The following is a 17,090-nucleotide window of genomic DNA, read 5'->3' on the forward strand; positions in this document are numbered from 1 at the left end:
CGATCTAGTCCGTAGTTCGCCGTTCCTCCCCAGGCCCGGTGACGACGAGGTAGTTCGGAGGTGGCGATGCGCACCGGACCGCCTTTGGTCATCGCCTGGCTGATCATCGGAGGGCTGGCGGCGGGGCAGCGCCACTACTACTCCCACTTCGACGGCAGCTGCGGCCGGATCGCCACGATCGGCGTGGTGTGGATCTCCGGCCCGCTCAACTACGTCGGCCTCAACCCGTGGGTCGCCTGCAAGGCTCCGCAGCCCAGCAGGTGACCCGTACGGGCGAGGTGTCTCAGCGGTAGGACCGCCACGTCCCGATCGGCCGCCGCTGCCCGACTCCGTTCCGGGAGTAGTCGCAGACGCCCGTACGGAACGTCGCGCTCAGCCGCTTGCGCTCCTCCGCCGTGAAGCCGGCCGGGTGGCCGCGGAAGTCCAGCGGCTTCAGCGAGCACTTCATGACGTCCATCGTCAGGCCCTCCCCGGCGGCCATGCGGGTGTTCGCCGCGACCGGGTACGCCGCGCCGCACTGACCGCCCGGCGGGTAGGTCAGGGGCTGGAGGATCCGCGTCGCGGCCGACAGGTAGCAGCCGTCGCCCAGGTCGCCGGGCCGGTCCGCGAGGACCTTCTGCCGCGGGTCGCGGCGCGAGTGGTCGGCCTCGATCGCGGTGAGCCAGCGGTCCATCGCGTCGAGCTCGTAGACGGACGCCGCCGCCGTCTCGGCCGCCGTCGCGTGGTTCTCGATGATGACCTGGTTGCCGGCGCCGCCCGAGCGCAGCAGCCGCTGCCGCATGACGAAGGACCACTCGGTGGTGTGGATGTCGTTGATGGCGCCGGCCAGGTCCAGATCGGTGCGCTGGTCGATGACCGGGGTCTGCCGCAGTCCCTGCGCCGCCGCGTTGACGATGTCGTCGGCGTAGACCGCGTCGAGGGCCTTCGGGTCGGCCGCGGTGCGCTGCGCGACCGGCTTGCCCGTGTGGTCGAGCCCGCCGATCGCGGTGTTGAGCGCGGTGAACTGGGCCGGCGTGATGGTCCCGGCCTTCAGCGCGGCCAGCCCGTACTCCACGCCGGTGTTGTCCAGTGGGCTGCGGACGAACCCGGTCCTCGGGTCACGGCCGAGCTGGTTGACCAGCTGCTCGCCTGAGTTGCACTTGACGCCGCCGGGGTTGGTCACCGGGTCCCAGCGCGCGGAGACCGGGATCGCCGGGTTGCAGCTGTCCGTGGCGGTGGACCGGCTGGCGAAGGTCTGGTCCCAGGAGACGCACGTCGTGTAGTCGGTGAACCCGGCGACGGCCTTCTTCTGCGCGGCGGTGAAGTCCGCGCCCGGCCCGGCGAAGAACCGGTCCAGCAGCCGGCAGTCCGCGACCGGGCCGCCCGTGCTCAGCGGGTCGGGGAAGGACACGCCGGGGATGATGCCGTCCACGATGCCGGGGTAGTTCTCGGCGATGTCGTACTGCTGGATCGCCCCGCCGGAGCCGCCCCAGCCGATGGTGTGCCGGACCGGGCCGTAGCTCTCGGCGAAGTGCTCCTTGACCATCATCGCCGCCTCGGCCGAGATGATCGGGCTGCAGTTGTTGTCGAGTACGTTCAGGGTGGAGGAGGCGACCGCGTAGCCCTGGCCGAGGAACAGGTCGTTCAGCACGCCGCCGGTGGCGGAGCCCTGGTGGTACCCGGCGTTGCAGCCGCCGCCGAAGGTGTAGACGAGCCGGCCGTTCCAGCTCCGGTCCGGCGTGAACGGCGAGGGCGCCGCGCCGTCGTACAGCGCCGCGATCTCATACACCGCCCGGTCGATCGTCCCGCGCTCGACGCGCACGACGTAGGGGACGGCCCGGCCGCCCACCGTCGCGGTGGCCAGGTCCGCCGGGCGCGCGGACGGGTCGGCGAGGGGCGCGTACGCGCCGGCCGTGGTGCGGTACACGTACGTGGTCTGCGTGGGCGCGGCGCAGTACGGCTGCTCGGCCGCGGGCAGGCCGAACGCCTGCGTCTCGCAGTAGAACGGCAGCTGCTGCCGGCCGGACAGCACCGGCCCGGTGATCGGATGGTCGGTCACCCGCAGCGTGGCGCGGCGGCCGGACTGCCGGGCCTCCAGGATGTTGACGCCCGTGCGCAGCCCGGTCGCGAGCCCGAGCAGGCCGCCGTCGGCCGCCCGGTGGAGGCTCACCGCGTGCCCGTTCGCGTTGAGGATCACCGGCCGCGAGCCCGCCGGTGCGACCCGGACCAGCACCTGGCCGCCGCTGACGAACCGCGGTTGGGGGTTCGACACCGACGTGATGCTCAGCCGGGGCGCCGGCGCCGCGCTCGCCGTCCCGTACGTCGTCAACGGCACCGCCGTCGCCAGGGCCACGCAGGCGATGGCCGGCCGCCATCTACGATCTGCCACTAGCCGCTCCGCTCGTTCGTGACACCGCCGGGGTCGCGGTGCCGGGACTGGGGGTCGCCGGGTCAGGGCCGGCGGTTGGAGAGCACGAGGGTGGCGGCGGCCATGAACATCCCGCCGTTGCCGAGGACGACGCCGATCTCGGCGCCGGGCACCTGCGCCGCGGCCTCGCCGCGGAGCTGGCGGATCGACTCCTGCATCGCGAACATGCCGTACATGCCGGTGTGGGTGTAGGACAGGCCGCCGCCGTTGGTGTTCATCGGCAGCCGCCCGCCCGGAGAGGTGTGCCCCTCCGCGATGAAGGCACCGGCCTCGCCCCGCCCGACGAAGCCCATGTCCTCCAGCCCGTAGATGGGCACGTGCGCGAACGCGTCGTAGATCATGACGTGGTCGACGTCGCCGTGGGTGATCTTCGCCTCGGCGAACGCCGCCCGGCTCGACAGGCGGAACGACCGCGACGTGGTGAAGTCCTCCATCTGGGAGATGATCGGCGCCTCGGCCGACTCCCCGGCGCCGAGGACGTGCACCGGCGGCTTGCGGGTGCCGAGCGCCTCGGCACGCTCGCGCGAGGTGATCATCAGCGCGCCGCCGCCGTCGGTGACCAGGCAGCATTCGAGCAGGTGAAAGGGGTAGGCGACGAGCCGGGAGGCGAGCACGTCCTCCACGGTGACCAGGTCGCGCATCGCCGCCCGCGGGTTGCGGCTCGACCACCGGCGCTGCGCCACCGCGACCGAGGCGAGCTGTTCGTGGGTGAGCCCGGTCTCCTTCATGTACCGCAGCGCCGTGACGGTGAACGTCGTCGCCGGGCCCATCGTCCCGTACGGCAGCTCGAACTGGCCGAGGAGAGAGTCGCGCCCGAACGACCGCGGCGGCGCGCCGACCCGGGACCGCCCGGACTCCCCGTGCGTGACGAGCACGGTGTGGCACAGCCCGGCCCCGATCGCGGCCACCGCGTGCCGTACGTGGAAGAGGAAGGACGTGCCGCCGACCGACGTGCCGTCCAGCCAGGCCGGGGTGATGCCGAGCGCGTGCGCGACCTGCACCGGGCCGGGCGTGCCGACCGTCGCGACCCCGTCGACGTCGTCCTTGCCCAGCCCGGCGTCGGCCAGCGCGTTGCGGGCGCCCTCCAGGTGCAGCTGGAACACCGAGCGGTCTGGGAGCCGGCCGATCTCGTCGGTCTCGGCCGCGCCGACGATGACCGCGCTCACCGGTCGCCCGCCGGCGTGAAGAGGGGGACGTGGACGTCGCCACGGGGTTCGAAGACCACGCGCAGCGGCATGTCCAGCTCGAGGTTCTCCGGGGTGATCTCGGTGCCCACGATGTTCGTCATCATCCGCACGCCCTCCTCCAGCTCGACGACGGCGATCGCGTACGGGCCGTCCCCGGCGAAGCCCGGCGCCGGGCGGTGGCTGATCACGTACGAGTAGAGGCTGGCACGTCCGCTGACCGTCACCCACTCGACCTCCGATGCGCCGCAGTGCGGGCAGATCGGGCGCGGGTAGAAGTAGTGCCGCGCGCAGGAGAGGCAGCGCTGGACGCGGAGTTCGCCGGCGGCGGTGCCGTCCCAGAACGGCTGCGTCTCGGGGGTCGGCCGGGGGATCGCCTTCGGCTGGTCGGCGGACACATCGCCCCCTCGTTCGAACGTGGTGAGGGAATTCTAGAATGCTTTTCTAAAAGTTGGCCAGTCCCTGGGGCGCCCGGCCGAATCCCGGGCCGGGCAGTACACCGGCCGGGTCCACGGTCGTGGACCCGGCCGGTGTACGGGGGCCTGCCTCAGGCGGTGCGCGGCGATCCGCTCGGCCGGGTGGACTCGGCGCCGAGCTCGTGCTCGATCTCCTCCAGCGTCCGGTTCTTGGTCTCCGGCACCTTGGTGAGGAAGAAGACGATGCCGAGGACGCCCATCACGGCGTACAGGCCGAAGGTCCACGCCTTGCCGATGGCGCCGACGAGCTGCAGGAAGTAATAGGACACGAAGAAGTTCGCGGCCCAGTTGAACACGCTGCACACGGCCATGGCCGAGCCGCGTACGCCCAGCGGGAAGATCTCGGAGATCATCAGCCAGAACCCCGGGCCGAGCCCGATGGCGAACGAGGCGATGAACAGCACCAGCGCGAGCAGCGCCACCCACGGCGCCTCGTCCTTCCAGTCGAAGGCGAAGAACGCCGACAGCGTCAGGAGCGCGACGGTGAGCCCGATCGTGCCGGCGATGAGCAGCGCCCGGCGGCCGACCCGGTCCAGCAGCAGCACCGCGATGATGGTGAACACGACGTTGGTGATGCCGACCGACAGCGCCTGCGCGATCGCGTCGCTGGCGTGCAGGCCGGTGTAGGTGAGGATCGTCGGTGAGAAGTACACGACCGTGTTCACGCCGACCACCTGCTGGATGACGGCCAGGCCGATCCCGATGACCAGCATGGGCCGCAGGGACGGCCGGAGCAGCGCGCGCAGCCCCGAACTCCGCTCCTCCGCCAGCACCGACTCGATCTCGGAGAGCTCTTCCTCGACGTCGTCGCCCTTGCGCGTACGCCGCAGCACCTCGCGCGCCTCGTCGCGGCGGCCCTTCTGCATCAGCCAGCGGGGCGAGTACGGGACGAACAGCATGCCGATCACCAGGAACACGCCCGGCAGGGCGCCGAGGCCGAGCATCCAGCGCCAGTTCGAACCGACGTCGCGCAGCGCGAAGTCGACGAGGTAGGCCACCAGGATGCCGACCGTCACCATCAGCTGGTTGTACGAGACGGTGCCGCCACGGATCTTCGGCGGGGTGTGCTCGGCGATGTAGAGCGGTACCACCGCCGACGCCGCGCCCACGGCCAGGCCCAGCACCATCCGGGCCGCGACGAGCTGGCCCGACGACTGCGCCAGGGCCGCGGCGAGCGCCGCCGCCACGTACACGATGCCGGAGATCAGCAGGGTCCATCTGCGGCTGATCATGTCCGCCAGGCGTCCGCCGGCGAGCGCGCCGAACACGGCGCCGACGAGCAGGCCCGCGACGATCCAGGACTGGGCGAGGTCTCCCGCGTGCAGGTCCTTCTTGATGTACAGCAGCGCGCCGGAGATGACCCCGGTGTCGTAGCCGAACAACAGCCCGCCGAGGGCGGCCAGCAGCGAGATCTTCAGGACGAACGGATTGCGCGACGCCTCGCGCAGGTAACTCGGCATGGCGTGCTCCTCTCTGACGATCGCCGCTACCCGCTTTTACCCCCTTCATGTCCGGTTCAGGGCTTTAGGCCATGTCAAGGGCGTCGTTAGCCGACTTAAGGATCCTGAGCCCTGCGGATCGCTCAAGATCGATTGCGAGGGGATGACAGTGACGCCGACCAGCGGCGTTCACCGTCCGCCTACGGGGTGGTGGCCGTGAGGGTGAACGGAGACAGAGACGTCTGCGTCGGCGGCGGCATGTGCGCGCTCACGGCTCCTGAGGTCTTCGCGCAGAGCGAGGAAGACGGATTGGTCCAGGTCATCGACCCGGACCCCGGGGAGTCCGCCGAGGTACGGCGCGCCATCTCGCTGTGTCCCGCCGGAGCGATCAGCATCACCGAGATCTCCGAGGAGTGACAACGATGTCCGAGGACGCGGCCGAGCAGGACGCATCATCACAGGTGCACGACCGGGTTCGGGATCCCCGCGCGAGGACGAGTATCTATCCGACCGAGAACACCATGTATCTGAACTTCGGATACTGGAACCCGGGGTGCACCAGCCTCGACGAGGCCTGTGAGGCGCTGGCCGACCTCCTCGCCGACGCCGCCGGGATCGGCGCGGGCGACCGGGTCCTCGACGTCGGCTTCGGCTACGCCGACCAGGACATGCACTGGCTGGAGACCCGCGGCCCCGCGCTGATCGCCGGCCTGAACGTCACTCCCGCCCAGGTGGAGATCGCCCAGGACCGCGCACAGGCGCGGGACCTGGCCGACCGGCTCGACCTGCGGCTCGGCTCGGCGACCGACATACCGTTCTCGGCGGGTTCCTTCGACCGGATCGTGGCGCTCGAGTCGGCCTTCCACTTCGACACCCGCCAGACGTTCTTTCACGAGGCGTGGCGGGTCCTGCGCACGGGCGGCACGCTCGCCACCGCCGACATCGTCCTCCTCGGCGGCCGCGAGGAGGAGCGGATCGCCGAGATGGACGACTGGCGCGGCTTCGTCGCGATCGACAACTGGTACGACCGCGCGGGTTACGCGCGGCGCCTCGACGCGGAGGGCTTCACCGGCATCGAGATCCGCCCCATCACGGACAACGTCTACGCGCCGCTGCTGGAGTTCCTGAAGAACCACATGGCCGGCGCGGCGAAGAAGAACCTGTCGGTGGAGGCGGTCGCCGACGGCATGGCCAAGTTCATCGCCAACACCGAGTACGTCATCGCCTCCGCCCGTAAGGGCTGACCCCCGCGGCGTACCGTGCATATGTCATGCACGGTCGCCCCGAGAACGCCACCGCTCCGGCCCCCGGCGCGGCGGCGCGGTGCGCCTCGCCGGCGCACCGGGCCGGCTGATCGCGTGGGCACGCTCCTCGCGCTCGCCTCGGCGGTCTGTTACGGCCTCGCCGACTTCACCGGCGGGCTGCTGGCGCGGCGCGGGAGCTTCGTGATCGTCGCGCTGGCCGGGCAGGTGGGCGGGCTCGCGCTCTCGCTGGCGTTCGCCCCGGCGGTGGCGACGGCGGGACCGGCCGCGTCGGACCTCGGCTGGGGAGCGCTGTCCGGCGTGGGCACCGGCGCGGGCATGCTGTTCCTCTACCGCGGGCTCGGCCGCGGCGCGATGAGCGTCGTCGTGCCCGTCAGCGCCGTCGGGGGAGTGACACTGCCGGTCCTGGTCGGCGTGGTGTTCCTGGGCGACCACCCCTCGGCGCTGTCCTCGGCCGGCATCGCCCTGTCCGTGCCCGCCCTGTGGCTGGTCTCCCAGACCCGGCGCCGCGCCGGGCCGGCCACGGCCACGACGCCGGCCGCGTTCGACGGGCTGATCGCCGGCACCGGGATCGCGCTGCAGTACCTCGCGCTGGCCCAGGCCGAGCCGAGGGCGGGCCTGTGGCCGGTGGTCGCGGGTCGCGTGACGGCCGCCCTCGGCCTGCTGTCGCTGATCGTCGCGCGAAGACGGTCCTCCGGCGCTCGCGGCGCGGACGCGCCGGGCCGGCGGCAGCTGCTCCTCGCCGCAGGCCCGGGCGGGATCGCCGCGATGGCACTGACCTTCTACCTGGCCGCGACGCGAGAGACCCTGCTCGTCGTCGCCGTCGTCCTGTCCTCCCTCTACCCGGCGATTCCTGTACTCCTCGGCATCACCGCACTGCGCGAACGCCTCTCCTGGAAGCAGACCCTCGGACTCCTCGGCGCCGCCGCCGCCGTCGGCCTCCTCACGATCGGCTAGGACCAGTCCGGGTGGGCCATGAACTGGTTCTTGGGGGAGATCTGCTGCTCGTCCTTGCCGTTGGTCCGGATCGCCCAGATGCTCGGCTTCTCCGTGGCGCCGCGTGCGAACGCGATCCAGGCACCGTTCGGGGACCAGGTGGCGTCCATGTCGCGGGTCGCGTCGGAGGTCAGCTGGCGCGGCGTCCCGAGGCCGTTCGCGGCGGTGATCCACAGGTGCCGGTCCGTCTTGGCGGGCTGGTCCGTGTACGCCATCTGCTTGCAGTCCGGCGAGAAGGACGGGTCGTTGACGTCGTGGTCCGCCTTCGTGACCTGGATCGCCGGGCCGCCCGCCTTGTTCGCGTCGACCGTGTAGATCTGCTGCGTCCCCGTACGGTCACTCCAGAAGCCCACGCGGCTCCCACACCAGGCCGGGTCGTCCTTGCCCGAATTATCGTTGGTGAGCTGCAGCAACGCGCTCGGGTTGCTCAGCGTGACGACGTCGATCTGACGTCCCGTGCCCACTTTGGCGAGGAAGGCGATCCGCTTGCCGTCCGGCGACCAGGCGACCCTGCTCCGGCCCGACATCTGGTTGGTGATCATCCGGGTGCCCGAACCGTCCGCGTTGCCGACCCACAGCTCGTTGGCGGCGGCCGTGGCCCGGGTGAAGGCGATGCTCTTCCGGTCCGGCGACCACCTCGGGAGGATGTCGCACTTGTCGGCGTCATCGAAGACGGTCTTGGCCACGGTCGTCGTCGGCACGAGCGTGCCGATGCTCCCGTAGCACTGGCTCGGCCAGCCGGGCTTGCGGTCGATGCGCACCACCAGCGGGTCGCTCGGCAGCGGTGCCGGCCCCGCCGCCGAACCCTTGGACGACGGCTTGTCGCCGTCGCCGGACTTCAGGACGAACCAGCCCGTCACCGCCGCCGCCACGACGACGACCGCCGCCGCGCCGGCCAGGAGCACCCGGCCGCGGCCGCGGCTCTCGCGCTGCGGACCGGAGGGTGCGGGAGGCGGTCCCGACGGCGGGCGGGCGCCCGGCCCGGAGGGCAGGGTGGGCGACTCCATCGGCGAGCCCGCCGCCACGGTCGCCGGGTGGCCGCCGGGCCGGGTGCTCGTCCTCTGGTCGTATGCGCCGCGCGATCCCGGGCCCTGGTCGAGCGCCGTGGGCTGCGCGCCGTACGCCACCGGCATCCCGTTGCCCTGCGGAGGGCCGGAGAGACCGCGCGGCGTCTCGGGCCGCCCCTGCTGCTCGTCGCCCAGCACCCGCGTCTGGCCCTGCGGGAGCAGCGGGACCGGCGACTGCCAGGCGGTCATCGTGCTGAGGACCGCGGCCTCGCTGCTCTCGCCGCCGACCATCGTCAGCAGCAGGTCGCGCGCCGTCGGCCGGTTGCGCGGGTCCTTGTCCAGCGCCGCCCGTACGAGCCGGTCCAGCGGGCTGGGCAGGTCGCCTACCTGCGGGTCGGCGTGGACGAGCCGCGCCGACATGACCGAGAAGTCGCCCGTGCCGAACGGGTTGATCCCGTTGCGGGCGAACGCCACGAGGCAGCCCCACGAGAAGATGTCCACCGCGGTCGTCACCTGCTGCTGCAGGATCCGCTCCGGCGCCATCCAGCCCGGGCTGCCGACGAGCTGGCCGGTCATGGTGAGCCCGGAGGCGACGTCCAGCGCACGCGCGATGCCGAAGTCGATGACGCGGGGTCCGGAGAAGGACAGCATCACGTTCGCGGGCTTGAGGTCGCGGTGGATCAGCCCGGCCGAGTGGATCGCGACCAGTGCGGCGGCCACGCCGACCGCCACGCCCTGGAGCATGCCGGGCGAGAGTTCGCCGTGCTCCTTGACGTAGTCCTTGAGCGAGACCCCGTCGATGAACTCCGTCACCATGTACGCGCGGCCGGCGTCCTCGCCGTGGTCGAGCACCTGCGCAGTGCAGAAGGACGCGACCCGTTCGGCGCTGGCCACCTCCTCGCGGAAGCGCGCGACGAAACCGGCGTCTTGGGCGAGCTCGGGTCGTACGACCTTGATCGCGACCTGACGGCCGTCGGGCCCGCGGCCGAGGTACACGGCCCCCATGCCGCCCTCGCCGATCCGCCCGATGATCGTGTACGACCCCACCCGCTCGGGATCATCGGGCCGGAGAGGTCTCCCCGTGCCCGTACGTCGCTGACCGTCCACCCGCAGCCCCGCCCTCTTCATGCCGAATTACGACCGTACCCTGCAAAGCCTCTGCCTGACATGCCCGAAACATCCGGACTACGTTGTGATGCCAGTACCTTTTCGACGCTCGAATCGGACGGAATGATCGGCGTTCTTCGAGGGCGCCGGAGAACGGCCGGAGATTGACTCGGCGCGCGGGCCGGGAAGTCAACGCGTAGTGGCGATTCGGACCTGCGGATCCGCGGATCGCCAGGTGCGCCAGGGCGGCACGGCGGTCAACTTCGCGTACGGGCCCGAAAGCCGCTTACCCTGCGGTTTTGAGATCCGCCCAGCGCGCGAGGCGGAACGCGTCCGGATCCGGCCCTTTCTCGACCGCGACCGCGCCGGAACCCCCGAAGTGCGCCGGGAAGACCATCGCGTCCGTACGCGCCGCGGCCTCCAAGACCCGGCGGCGGGAGACGCGGGCCTGGTCGGCGTCGAGGTCGAACCGGCAGGCGAAGGCGGGACGCAGGATCTGCACCGGGCTGTGCAGCACGTCGCCGACGAACACCGCCCGCTCACCGCGCGACTCCGCCCAGACCACCGCGGACCCGGGCGTGTGCCCCGGCGCCGGTTCGATCCGCAGCGCGTCGTCGATGCGCAGGCCGTCCTCCCATAGACGCAGCCGACCGGCGGCGGCGATCGGCGCGATGCTGTCCTCGAAGATCAGCCGCATGCCCGTGAAGCGCCGCCGCTCGTCCTCGTCGCGCGGCGGGCGCATCCGCGCCGCGTTGACCGGGTCGTAGTAGTCGTGGTCGGCGCGCGACACGAGGTAGGTCGCGTTGGGGAAGGCCGGGACCCAGGCGTCCCCGTCCCGGCGGGTGTTCCAGCCGACGTGGTCGTAGTGGATGTGCGTGTTGACCACGACGTCGACGTCCTCGGGCCGTACGCCGGCGGCGGCGAGCCGGTCCGGGAAGTCGGTCTGGAGGTGCGCGAACTGCGGGATCTGCGGGCGGTCGCGGCCGTTGCCGACGCCGGTGTCGATCAGGATGGTCCGCCCGCCGCTGCGCAGCACCCAGGTCTGCACGACGGCCTCGTACGCGTCGGTCTCGGGGTTCCAGAAGTCCGGGCTCAGCCAGGACCGGTTGGCCGCCCAGACCTCGGGCGGCGTGTCGGGCAGGATCTCCGCCACCGTGCTGATGGGACCGCGCCACTCGATGACGCGCTGGATTTCGATGTCGCCGATGGTGATCCGTTCCACTGGGTACCCCTTCCGCCGGGCGCCGGACCGGAGGGGCCATACCCGGCGGGCGCCCGGCGAATACGGGATCAGCCGACGGGCAGCCGCCAGCTCGCGATGTCGGCCTGGACCCAGCCGGGGTAGCCGAGCGGCGGGCGGCTCGCCGCGTCGAGCCGGGCGAGGTCCTCGGCGGTCAGCTCGACGTCGAGGGCGCCGAGGTTGTCGGTGAGCTGCTCCGGGCGCCGGGCTCCGACGATCACGCTGGTGACCGCGGGCCGGGTGAGCACCCAGGCCAGCGCGACCTGGGCGACGGCCGCTCCGTGCCGGCCGGCGACGTCGCGGAGCACGTCGATGGTGTCGTAGGTCCGCTCCTTGTCGATCGGCGGCAGGTCGGCCTTGGACCGCCGGGCGTTCGCGTCCGTGCCGCCCGACCGGCCGAACTTGCCGGACAGGAATCCGCCGGCGAGCGGGCTGTAGACGATCAGGCCGACGTTCTCCTCGGCCAGCAGCGGTACGAGCTCGGCTTCGATGTCACGGCCGGCGAGCGAGTAGTAGGACTGCGAGGCCACGAACCGGGTCAGACCGCGCCGGTCGGCGACGCCGAGCGCCTTGGCCAGCTGCCACGCCGCGAGGTTGGACGCGCCGATGTAGCGGACCTTGCCCTGCCGTACGGCGTCGTCCAGCGCCGTGAGGGTCTCCTCGATCGGCGTGAGCGGGTCGAAGCTGTGGATCTGGTAGAGGTCGATGTGGTCGGTCCGCAGCCGGCGGAGGCTGGCCTCCAGGGCGTTCATGAGGTGCAGGCGGGACAGGCCCGTCTGGTTCGGCCCGGGGCCCATGCGGGCCGCCAGCTTGGTGGCGAGCACCACCTCGTCGCGGCGCGACCCGAGGAGCTCGCCGAGCATCGACTCGCTCTCCCCGCCGGCGTACATGTCGGCGGTGTCGATGAGGTTCACGCCGTGGTCGAGGGCCGTGCCCAGCAGTTTGTCCGCGGCGGGCAGGTCGAGGGCGCCGATGGTGCTCCAGGGCGGCGTGCCCGCCCCGCCGAAGGTCATCGTGCCCAGGGCGAGCCGGGAGACGTAGACGCCGGTCGTGCCGAGTCGCTCGAAGCGCACAGGGGTTCCTTTCCGTAGATCTGCTGGTCAGGCTAGGAACGGCAGGGCGGATAATCCATGAGTGGAACTCCGGAATACCTGCTCGACCGTCCGGGAGATCGCGTGGACCCGCTGTCCGAGGTGCTCACCCTGCTCGACGTACGGGCGGCGCTGCCGTCCCGCTTCGAGGCCGGCGGCCGGTGGGCGCTGCGCTTCGAACGGCACCACCACGTCAAGGTGGGCGCGCTGCTCGCCGGCCGGTGCTGGCTGACGCCGGAGGGCGCCGAGCCCGTGCTCCTGCGGCCGGGCGACTGCTACCTGCTCGCCAGCGGCCGGCCGTACACCAGCGCCTCCGACCCGGAGGTCGAGCCGGTCGACGGCCACGCGGTGTTCGAGGGCGTCCACCCCGGCACCGTGCGGCACAACGTCGCGGCGGGCGACCTGGAACCTACGATTCTCGTGGGCGGGTCGGTCACCTTCGACGAGACCGCCGCCGCCCTGCTGCTGGACCACCTGCCGCCCTGCGTACGGATCGGCGCGGACAGCCACCGCGCCCAGGTGCTGCGCCCCATCCTCGAACTCCTCGGCGAGGAGACCGCCGGCGACGCGCCCGGCTCGATGGTCATGCGCGAGCAGCTGACCCAGATCCTGTTCGTCCAGGCCCTGCGGACGCTGCTGATCGCCGACGAACTGCCCGGCTGGCTCGGCGCGCTCACCGACGACAGCGTCGGCGTGGCGCTCGCCGCGATCCACCGCGAACCCGCACGGCACTGGACCGTGGCCGAACTGGCCGCCGTGGCCGGCCTGTCGCGCAGCACGTTCGCGCTGCGGTTCAAGACGCTCGTGGGCCTGCCGCCGCTGGACTACCTGGGGCGCTGGCGCATCCGGTCGGCCGCACGCGCGCTGCGCTCGGGCGAGCGTACGGTCGGCTCGGTCGCCGCGGAGTTCGGGTACGGCTCCGAGAGCGCGTTCAGCAACGCCTTCAAGCGCGTCACCGGCCACCCGCCGGCGCGGCACCGGCGGGTGGCGGGCGGTTAGCGGCCGTGCGGGTGGTGCGGCCGCCCGTGGTGGTGGTGCGGGGGGCGGCCCCCGGGGCGATGCCCGCCGGGCGGGTACGGGGCCACGAACGGCGGTTCGGGGGTGTACGGCGGCGCGACGTTGTACGGAGGCGGGTCGCTGTAGGGCGGTTCGACGCCGTACGGCGGGGCGACCGGCTGGTCCCACGCGGGCTGGAACACGGGGAAGACCGTCAGGGTCGCGGCCACCGGGTGCGGCCCGCTCGGGACGCAGTACGCCGTGAGCCCGCCCGCCGGGGTGTCGGCGTCGATCGTGATGGCGCCGACGGTGAGCTCGTGCGTGCCGTTCGCGAGCGGCGTCCACCGGCCGGGCAGGTCGCCGGAGAGTGACTCTCCGAGTGGGACGGACTCGCCCGAGCCCGTCACGCGGAACGCCGTGTTCTCCGCTCCGCCGACGCCGACCCGGGCCGAGGCGGTCCAGGAGTGGAGCGGGTACGGGGCGCCGAGGCCGAGGCTCGCGACGTGCAGCTGGAAGTCGACCGGCCGGTTCACCGCCGCCTGGCCGGGCGAGGTCAGCCAGCCGTCGAGGACGGCGGTCCGCGTGCCGAGCATCGGACCGCTGCAGGTGTAGGCCGTGGAGAAGCCGGCGGCCCGCGCCGTATGGGCGGCCGCCTGGGCGGTGAGGCCGGCGGCCGCCACCACCGTGGCGGCGGCCACGGCCTGCTTTCCGATCGACGTGATCATTTGAGCTCCTCTTGTCGTCTCAAAGATCGACGTCATCACGGCCGGGCGGCTCCGGTGGAGACCCGGCAGCGCGTTTTGCCGCCGCCGGTGAGGATCGGTACTGATCACAGATGGAGTCGTGGCCGGCCGCCGTATTCACTTCCCGATATGCGGGGTGATTGAGGTATCAGGGGAGAATGCTGTCGACATAACCGCCGTCGACGCGGAGCGCGCCGCCCGTGGTCGCGGAGGCCGCCGCCGAGCTGAGGTAGACGACCATGTTGGCGATCTCCTCGGGTTCGATGAGACGCTGCAGCAGGGAGTTCGGCCGGTATTCGGCCATGAACCGCCGTTGTGCCTCGTCCCAGGGCAGATCGTCGCCGACCAGCTCCGCCACGAACTCCTCGACGCCCCCGGTGTGGGTCGGCCCGGCGACGACGGTGTTGACCGTCACCCCGGTCCCCGCGACGGCCTTCGCGTGGCCACGGGACACCGCCAGGAGCGCGGTCTTCGTCATCCCGTAGTGCACCATTTCCCCCGGAGTGACAATGGCCGAGTCGCTCGCGATGAACTGCACCCGTCCCCAGCCGCGATCGGTCATTCCGGTGATGTAATGGCGCGTCAGTCGGATGCCGGAAAGGACGTTGACCTCGAAATAGCGGCGCCACTCGTCGTCGTCGACCTCGAGGACGGGCTGCGGCCCGAAGATGCCGAGATTGTTGACGAGGATGTCGACCTCGGGTACCTCGGCGAACATCCGGTCCGCTCCTTCGGCCGTCCCCAGATCCGCCCCCACGCCGCGAAAGTCGCCCCCGGACACCTCTCCCGAGAGCTCCCGCGCCGCCGTCTCGGCCCCGGCGGCCTCCCGCCCGTTGACGACGACAGCGGCCCCGGCCTGCCCCAGCCCGGCCGCGATCGCCCGCCCGATCCCTTTGGTCGAACCACTGACAAGCGCCGTACGCCCACTCAGATCAATGTCCATGGCCAGCTTCCCTACCCACCCACGCCGCCGCCCACCGCCGAACCCGACTGTGGGCGGCCGTCCGGGACGAACCCTGACGAGGGGACGGGGTGGAGTTGATGACACCGGACGCCGGCAACCCGCGCCGGCCCACGTCTCACCCGGCCGGCCGCCCAGGGCCGCCGACGGCGGCGATCACGCCGACCGCCATCGCCGGCCCGACCGTGGCGCGAAAGCCGCGGGTGACCTGTCGCGCGGCGGCGACCGGGACCACCACCAACGCGCTGACCAGCAGCAGACCGACCGCACGTATCGCGGCGGTCACCGCGGTCAGCAGCGACAGGAACCGCACCGGCAGGCCACTCGCGCGCCACCTCCTCGTCCTGGCACAACACGAACAGCTCGCGGCCACCGCCGAGGCGGAGCGTCCCGCGACCGGATCACCTCCACGGGAACCGCGTCCACCACCCGACCCCGCCCACCAGCACCTACCAGCACACGCGACCACAACCGAAGCGAAGCGTCCACGACCGGATCGCCGCTCCGCTCGCGGGAGGCGGGCGCCACCCGGGTGGTCTTGGTGGGTGTCGGCGGACGCCGGCCGCGGCCGTACGTCCCCCCGGCCCGCCGTTCCGCCGGGCGTCAGGCGGCGACGGTGGCGTGCATCTCCCAGACCAGGACCTCGGCCGCTTCGGTGGCCGTGACGCGCTGGCCGCCGGTCGCGGTCAAGCGGGCCGCGTCGCCCTCGGTCAAGTCGCCCGCGCCTTCGAGGGTCACTCCGCCGCGGGGGACGAACAGGTGCAGGAACGGCGCCTCGGGCAGTTCGACGCTCTGGCCCGCCTGCAGCCGGGCGACGTGCAGCGCCGCGTACTTGTTCTTGATCCGGATCGCCGACCGCTCCTCGTGCCGCGGCATGCCGGAGGCGACCGTGACCAGGCCGCCGCGCAGCAGTTCGTCCTCGATCTCCAGCTGTTCGTACCCCGGCGCGATGCCGGCCTCATCCGGTACGACCCACATCTGCACGAAGTGCACGGGCTCGGTGGCGGACGCGTCCGCCGAGAGCCGGTCGTTCTTCTCCGAGTGCAGGATGCCCGTACCCGCGCTCATCCGCTGCGCCAGACCCGGATAGATCACCCCGTTGTGCCCCTCGGAGTCCTGGTGCACGAGCGCGCCGCGCAGGACCCAGGTGACGATCTCCATGTCCCGGTGGGGGTGGGTCTCGAACCCGGTGCCCGGCTTGACCACGTCGTCGTTGTTGACCAGGAGCACCCCGTGGTGGGTGTTCCCCGGATCGTGGTGGTGCCCGAACGAGAACGAGTGCTTGGAGTCGAGCCACGAGATCTTCGTCGCGAACCTTTCCCCCGCCCGCCGAACGTCGATACCCGGCCGCACGTCCATGTCGCTCCTAACCTCGATGGTTGAAAATTAAACTACCATCGGGAGGCGGGTTATTCCCTGGAGCGGACCCGGCTCACCTCTCCGGCAGCGGCGGCAGCGAGCCCCACGAATGCGGCTGGCCGATCCGGTCGGCGAGCACCACGGCGTCGCGCAGCAGCGGGTGCTCGGCGCCGAACGCGGGCCTGCCGTGCGCCAGCACCGCGTTGTCCAGCACCGGCGCCAGCAGGCCGGCCGCCGAGTCCAGGTCGCCGCGGTCGGCACGCGACGCCGCCAGGCTCACCCGCGCCGCGGCCGCCACCGGGTGGACGAGATCCATGCCCGACCCCGCGCCGGCGCAGCCGATCACGGCCTCGTACGCGCGCTCCGCCGCCTCGACGTCACCGCGCGCCGTCGAGCACCGGGCGCCCGCGAGCATGACCTGACCCTGCAGCGGAGTGGCGTCGCACCGGGGCCGTACGGGCGTGAGCGGCCGCAGCAGGACCGTGGCCTCCTCCGGCTCGTCCAGCCTCAGCAGCGTCTTCGCCAGCTCGATCCTGGTCAGCACCGCCAGCGGATCCGACTCGCCGGCGACCGCTCCCGGCAGGGGCGCGTCGTTCAGCTCCCTCAGTGCGTCGCGGGGGGGGGGGGGGGGGCCCCCCGGGCCCCCCCCCCCCCCCCCCCCCCCCCCCCCCGGCGGGGGGGGGGGGGGCGGGGGCCCGGGGGGGGGGGCCCCCCCCCGCCCGCGGGGGGGGGGCCGCCGCCGCCTCGGCGGGGGGGGGGGGGGCGCGCGCCCCGGCGCGCGCGGCGGGGGGGCCCGGGGGGGCGCGGTGACGGGGGGGGGGC

General features: G+C 72.4%; 16 protein-coding genes and 1 pseudogene. 5 read left to right on the forward strand and 12 right to left on the reverse strand.

All coding sequences use genetic code 11. The features are described 5' to 3' along the window. The first annotated feature begins 66 nt into the window (after positions 1–66). Positions 67–264 carry a hypothetical protein gene (locus tag QWU11_RS44265; protein WP_290120602.1) on the forward strand — a complete coding sequence of 66 codons (198 nt, stop codon included), beginning with the start codon at positions 67–69 and terminating at the stop codon, positions 262–264. A 19-nt stretch (positions 265–283) separates the two neighbouring features. Here the strand turns inward: QWU11_RS44265 and QWU11_RS44270 are convergent, their stop codons facing one another. From QWU11_RS44270 to QWU11_RS44285, 4 genes are all read right to left on the reverse strand, one after another. After that, positions 284–2,368 (reverse strand): DUF6351 family protein, encoded by a 2,085-nt coding sequence (locus tag QWU11_RS44270; RefSeq protein WP_290120603.1) that lies wholly within the window; start codon positions 2,366–2,368, stop codon positions 284–286. Positions 2,369–2,430: 62 nt separating this feature from the next. Continuing rightward, entirely contained in the window at positions 2,431–3,573 is a 1,143-nt protein-coding gene (locus QWU11_RS44275) for a thiolase (protein ID WP_290120604.1), read from the reverse strand. Further along, entirely contained in the window at positions 3,570–3,989 is a 420-nt protein-coding gene (locus QWU11_RS44280) for a Zn-ribbon domain-containing OB-fold protein (RefSeq protein WP_290120605.1), read from the reverse strand. Before QWU11_RS44280 ends, QWU11_RS44275 begins: the two co-directional genes overlap by 4 nt. Positions 3,990–4,138: 149 nt before the next feature. After that, positions 4,139–5,527, reverse strand: a complete 1,389-nt coding sequence (locus QWU11_RS44285; protein ID WP_290120606.1) for a sugar porter family MFS transporter — start codon at positions 5,525–5,527, stop codon at positions 4,139–4,141. Positions 5,528–5,728: 201 nt separating this feature from the next. Between QWU11_RS44285 and QWU11_RS44290 the strand changes: the two genes are divergently transcribed. From QWU11_RS44290 to QWU11_RS44300, 3 genes are all read left to right on the forward strand, one after another. Next, the gene (locus QWU11_RS44290; RefSeq protein WP_354670954.1) at positions 5,729–5,923 is read left to right on the forward strand and encodes a ferredoxin; all 195 of its coding nucleotides are present in this window, start codon (positions 5,729–5,731) and stop codon (positions 5,921–5,923) included. A 5-nt stretch (positions 5,924–5,928) separates the two neighbouring features. After that, positions 5,929–6,750, forward strand: a complete 822-nt coding sequence (locus QWU11_RS44295; RefSeq protein ID WP_290120608.1) for a class I SAM-dependent methyltransferase — start codon at positions 5,929–5,931, stop codon at positions 6,748–6,750. A gap of 114 nt (positions 6,751–6,864) precedes the next feature. Further along, positions 6,865–7,725, forward strand: coding sequence for an EamA family transporter (locus QWU11_RS44300; protein ID WP_290120609.1), 861 nt, complete (start codon positions 6,865–6,867; stop codon positions 7,723–7,725). Here QWU11_RS44300 and QWU11_RS44305 read toward each other — a convergent pair. From QWU11_RS44305 to QWU11_RS44315, 3 genes are all read right to left on the reverse strand, one after another. Then, entirely contained in the window at positions 7,722–9,818 is a 2,097-nt protein-coding gene (locus QWU11_RS44305) for a protein kinase (RefSeq protein WP_290120610.1), read from the reverse strand. The genes QWU11_RS44300 and QWU11_RS44305 overlap by 4 nt on opposite strands. 346 nt (positions 9,819–10,164) lie before the next feature. Beyond that, a complete protein-coding gene (locus tag QWU11_RS44310) occupies positions 10,165–11,100 on the reverse strand; it encodes an MBL fold metallo-hydrolase (protein WP_290120611.1) in 936 nt (311 codons plus the stop codon). Positions 11,101–11,168: 68 nt separating this feature from the next. After that, positions 11,169–12,191: an aldo/keto reductase gene (locus tag QWU11_RS44315; protein WP_290120612.1), complete on the reverse strand. Its 1,023-nt coding sequence runs from the start codon at positions 12,189–12,191 to the stop codon at positions 11,169–11,171. A 57-nt stretch (positions 12,192–12,248) separates the two neighbouring features. On the opposite strand from QWU11_RS44315, the gene QWU11_RS44320 reads away from it, so the two are divergent. Beyond that, the gene (locus QWU11_RS44320) at positions 12,249–13,208 is read left to right on the forward strand and encodes an AraC family transcriptional regulator (protein WP_290120613.1); all 960 of its coding nucleotides are present in this window, start codon (positions 12,249–12,251) and stop codon (positions 13,206–13,208) included. On the opposite strand, the gene QWU11_RS44325 is transcribed toward QWU11_RS44320, so the two are convergent. The 5 genes and pseudogenes from QWU11_RS44325 to QWU11_RS44345 all read right to left on the reverse strand — a co-directional run bounded on the left by QWU11_RS44325 (position 13,205) and on the right by QWU11_RS44345 (position 16,812). After that, positions 13,205–13,930: a hypothetical protein gene (locus tag QWU11_RS44325; protein ID WP_290120614.1), complete on the reverse strand. Its 726-nt coding sequence runs from the start codon at positions 13,928–13,930 to the stop codon at positions 13,205–13,207. The genes QWU11_RS44320 and QWU11_RS44325 overlap by 4 nt on opposite strands. A gap of 166 nt (positions 13,931–14,096) precedes the next feature. Next, on the reverse strand, positions 14,097–14,891 hold the full coding sequence (locus QWU11_RS44330; protein WP_290120615.1) for an SDR family oxidoreductase: 795 nt from the start codon (positions 14,889–14,891) through the stop codon (positions 14,097–14,099). Positions 14,892–15,048: 157 nt separating this feature from the next. Further along, positions 15,049–15,280, reverse strand: a pseudogene (locus tag QWU11_RS44335) (metal ABC transporter permease); the annotation flags it as partial. A gap of 232 nt (positions 15,281–15,512) precedes the next feature. After that, positions 15,513–16,268, reverse strand: coding sequence for a pirin-like bicupin family protein (locus QWU11_RS44340; RefSeq protein WP_290120616.1), 756 nt, complete (start codon positions 16,266–16,268; stop codon positions 15,513–15,515). 73 nt (positions 16,269–16,341) lie between these two features. After that, complete coding sequence (locus QWU11_RS44345; RefSeq protein ID WP_290120617.1) at positions 16,342–16,812, reverse strand: hypothetical protein; 471 nt, start codon at positions 16,810–16,812, stop codon at positions 16,342–16,344. Positions 16,813–17,090: the final 278 nt, after the last annotated feature.

Origin of the sequence: Actinomadura sp. DC4 (assembly GCF_030406325.1) — a bacterium.
GTDB lineage: Bacteria > Actinomycetota > Actinomycetes > Streptosporangiales > Streptosporangiaceae > Actinoallomurus.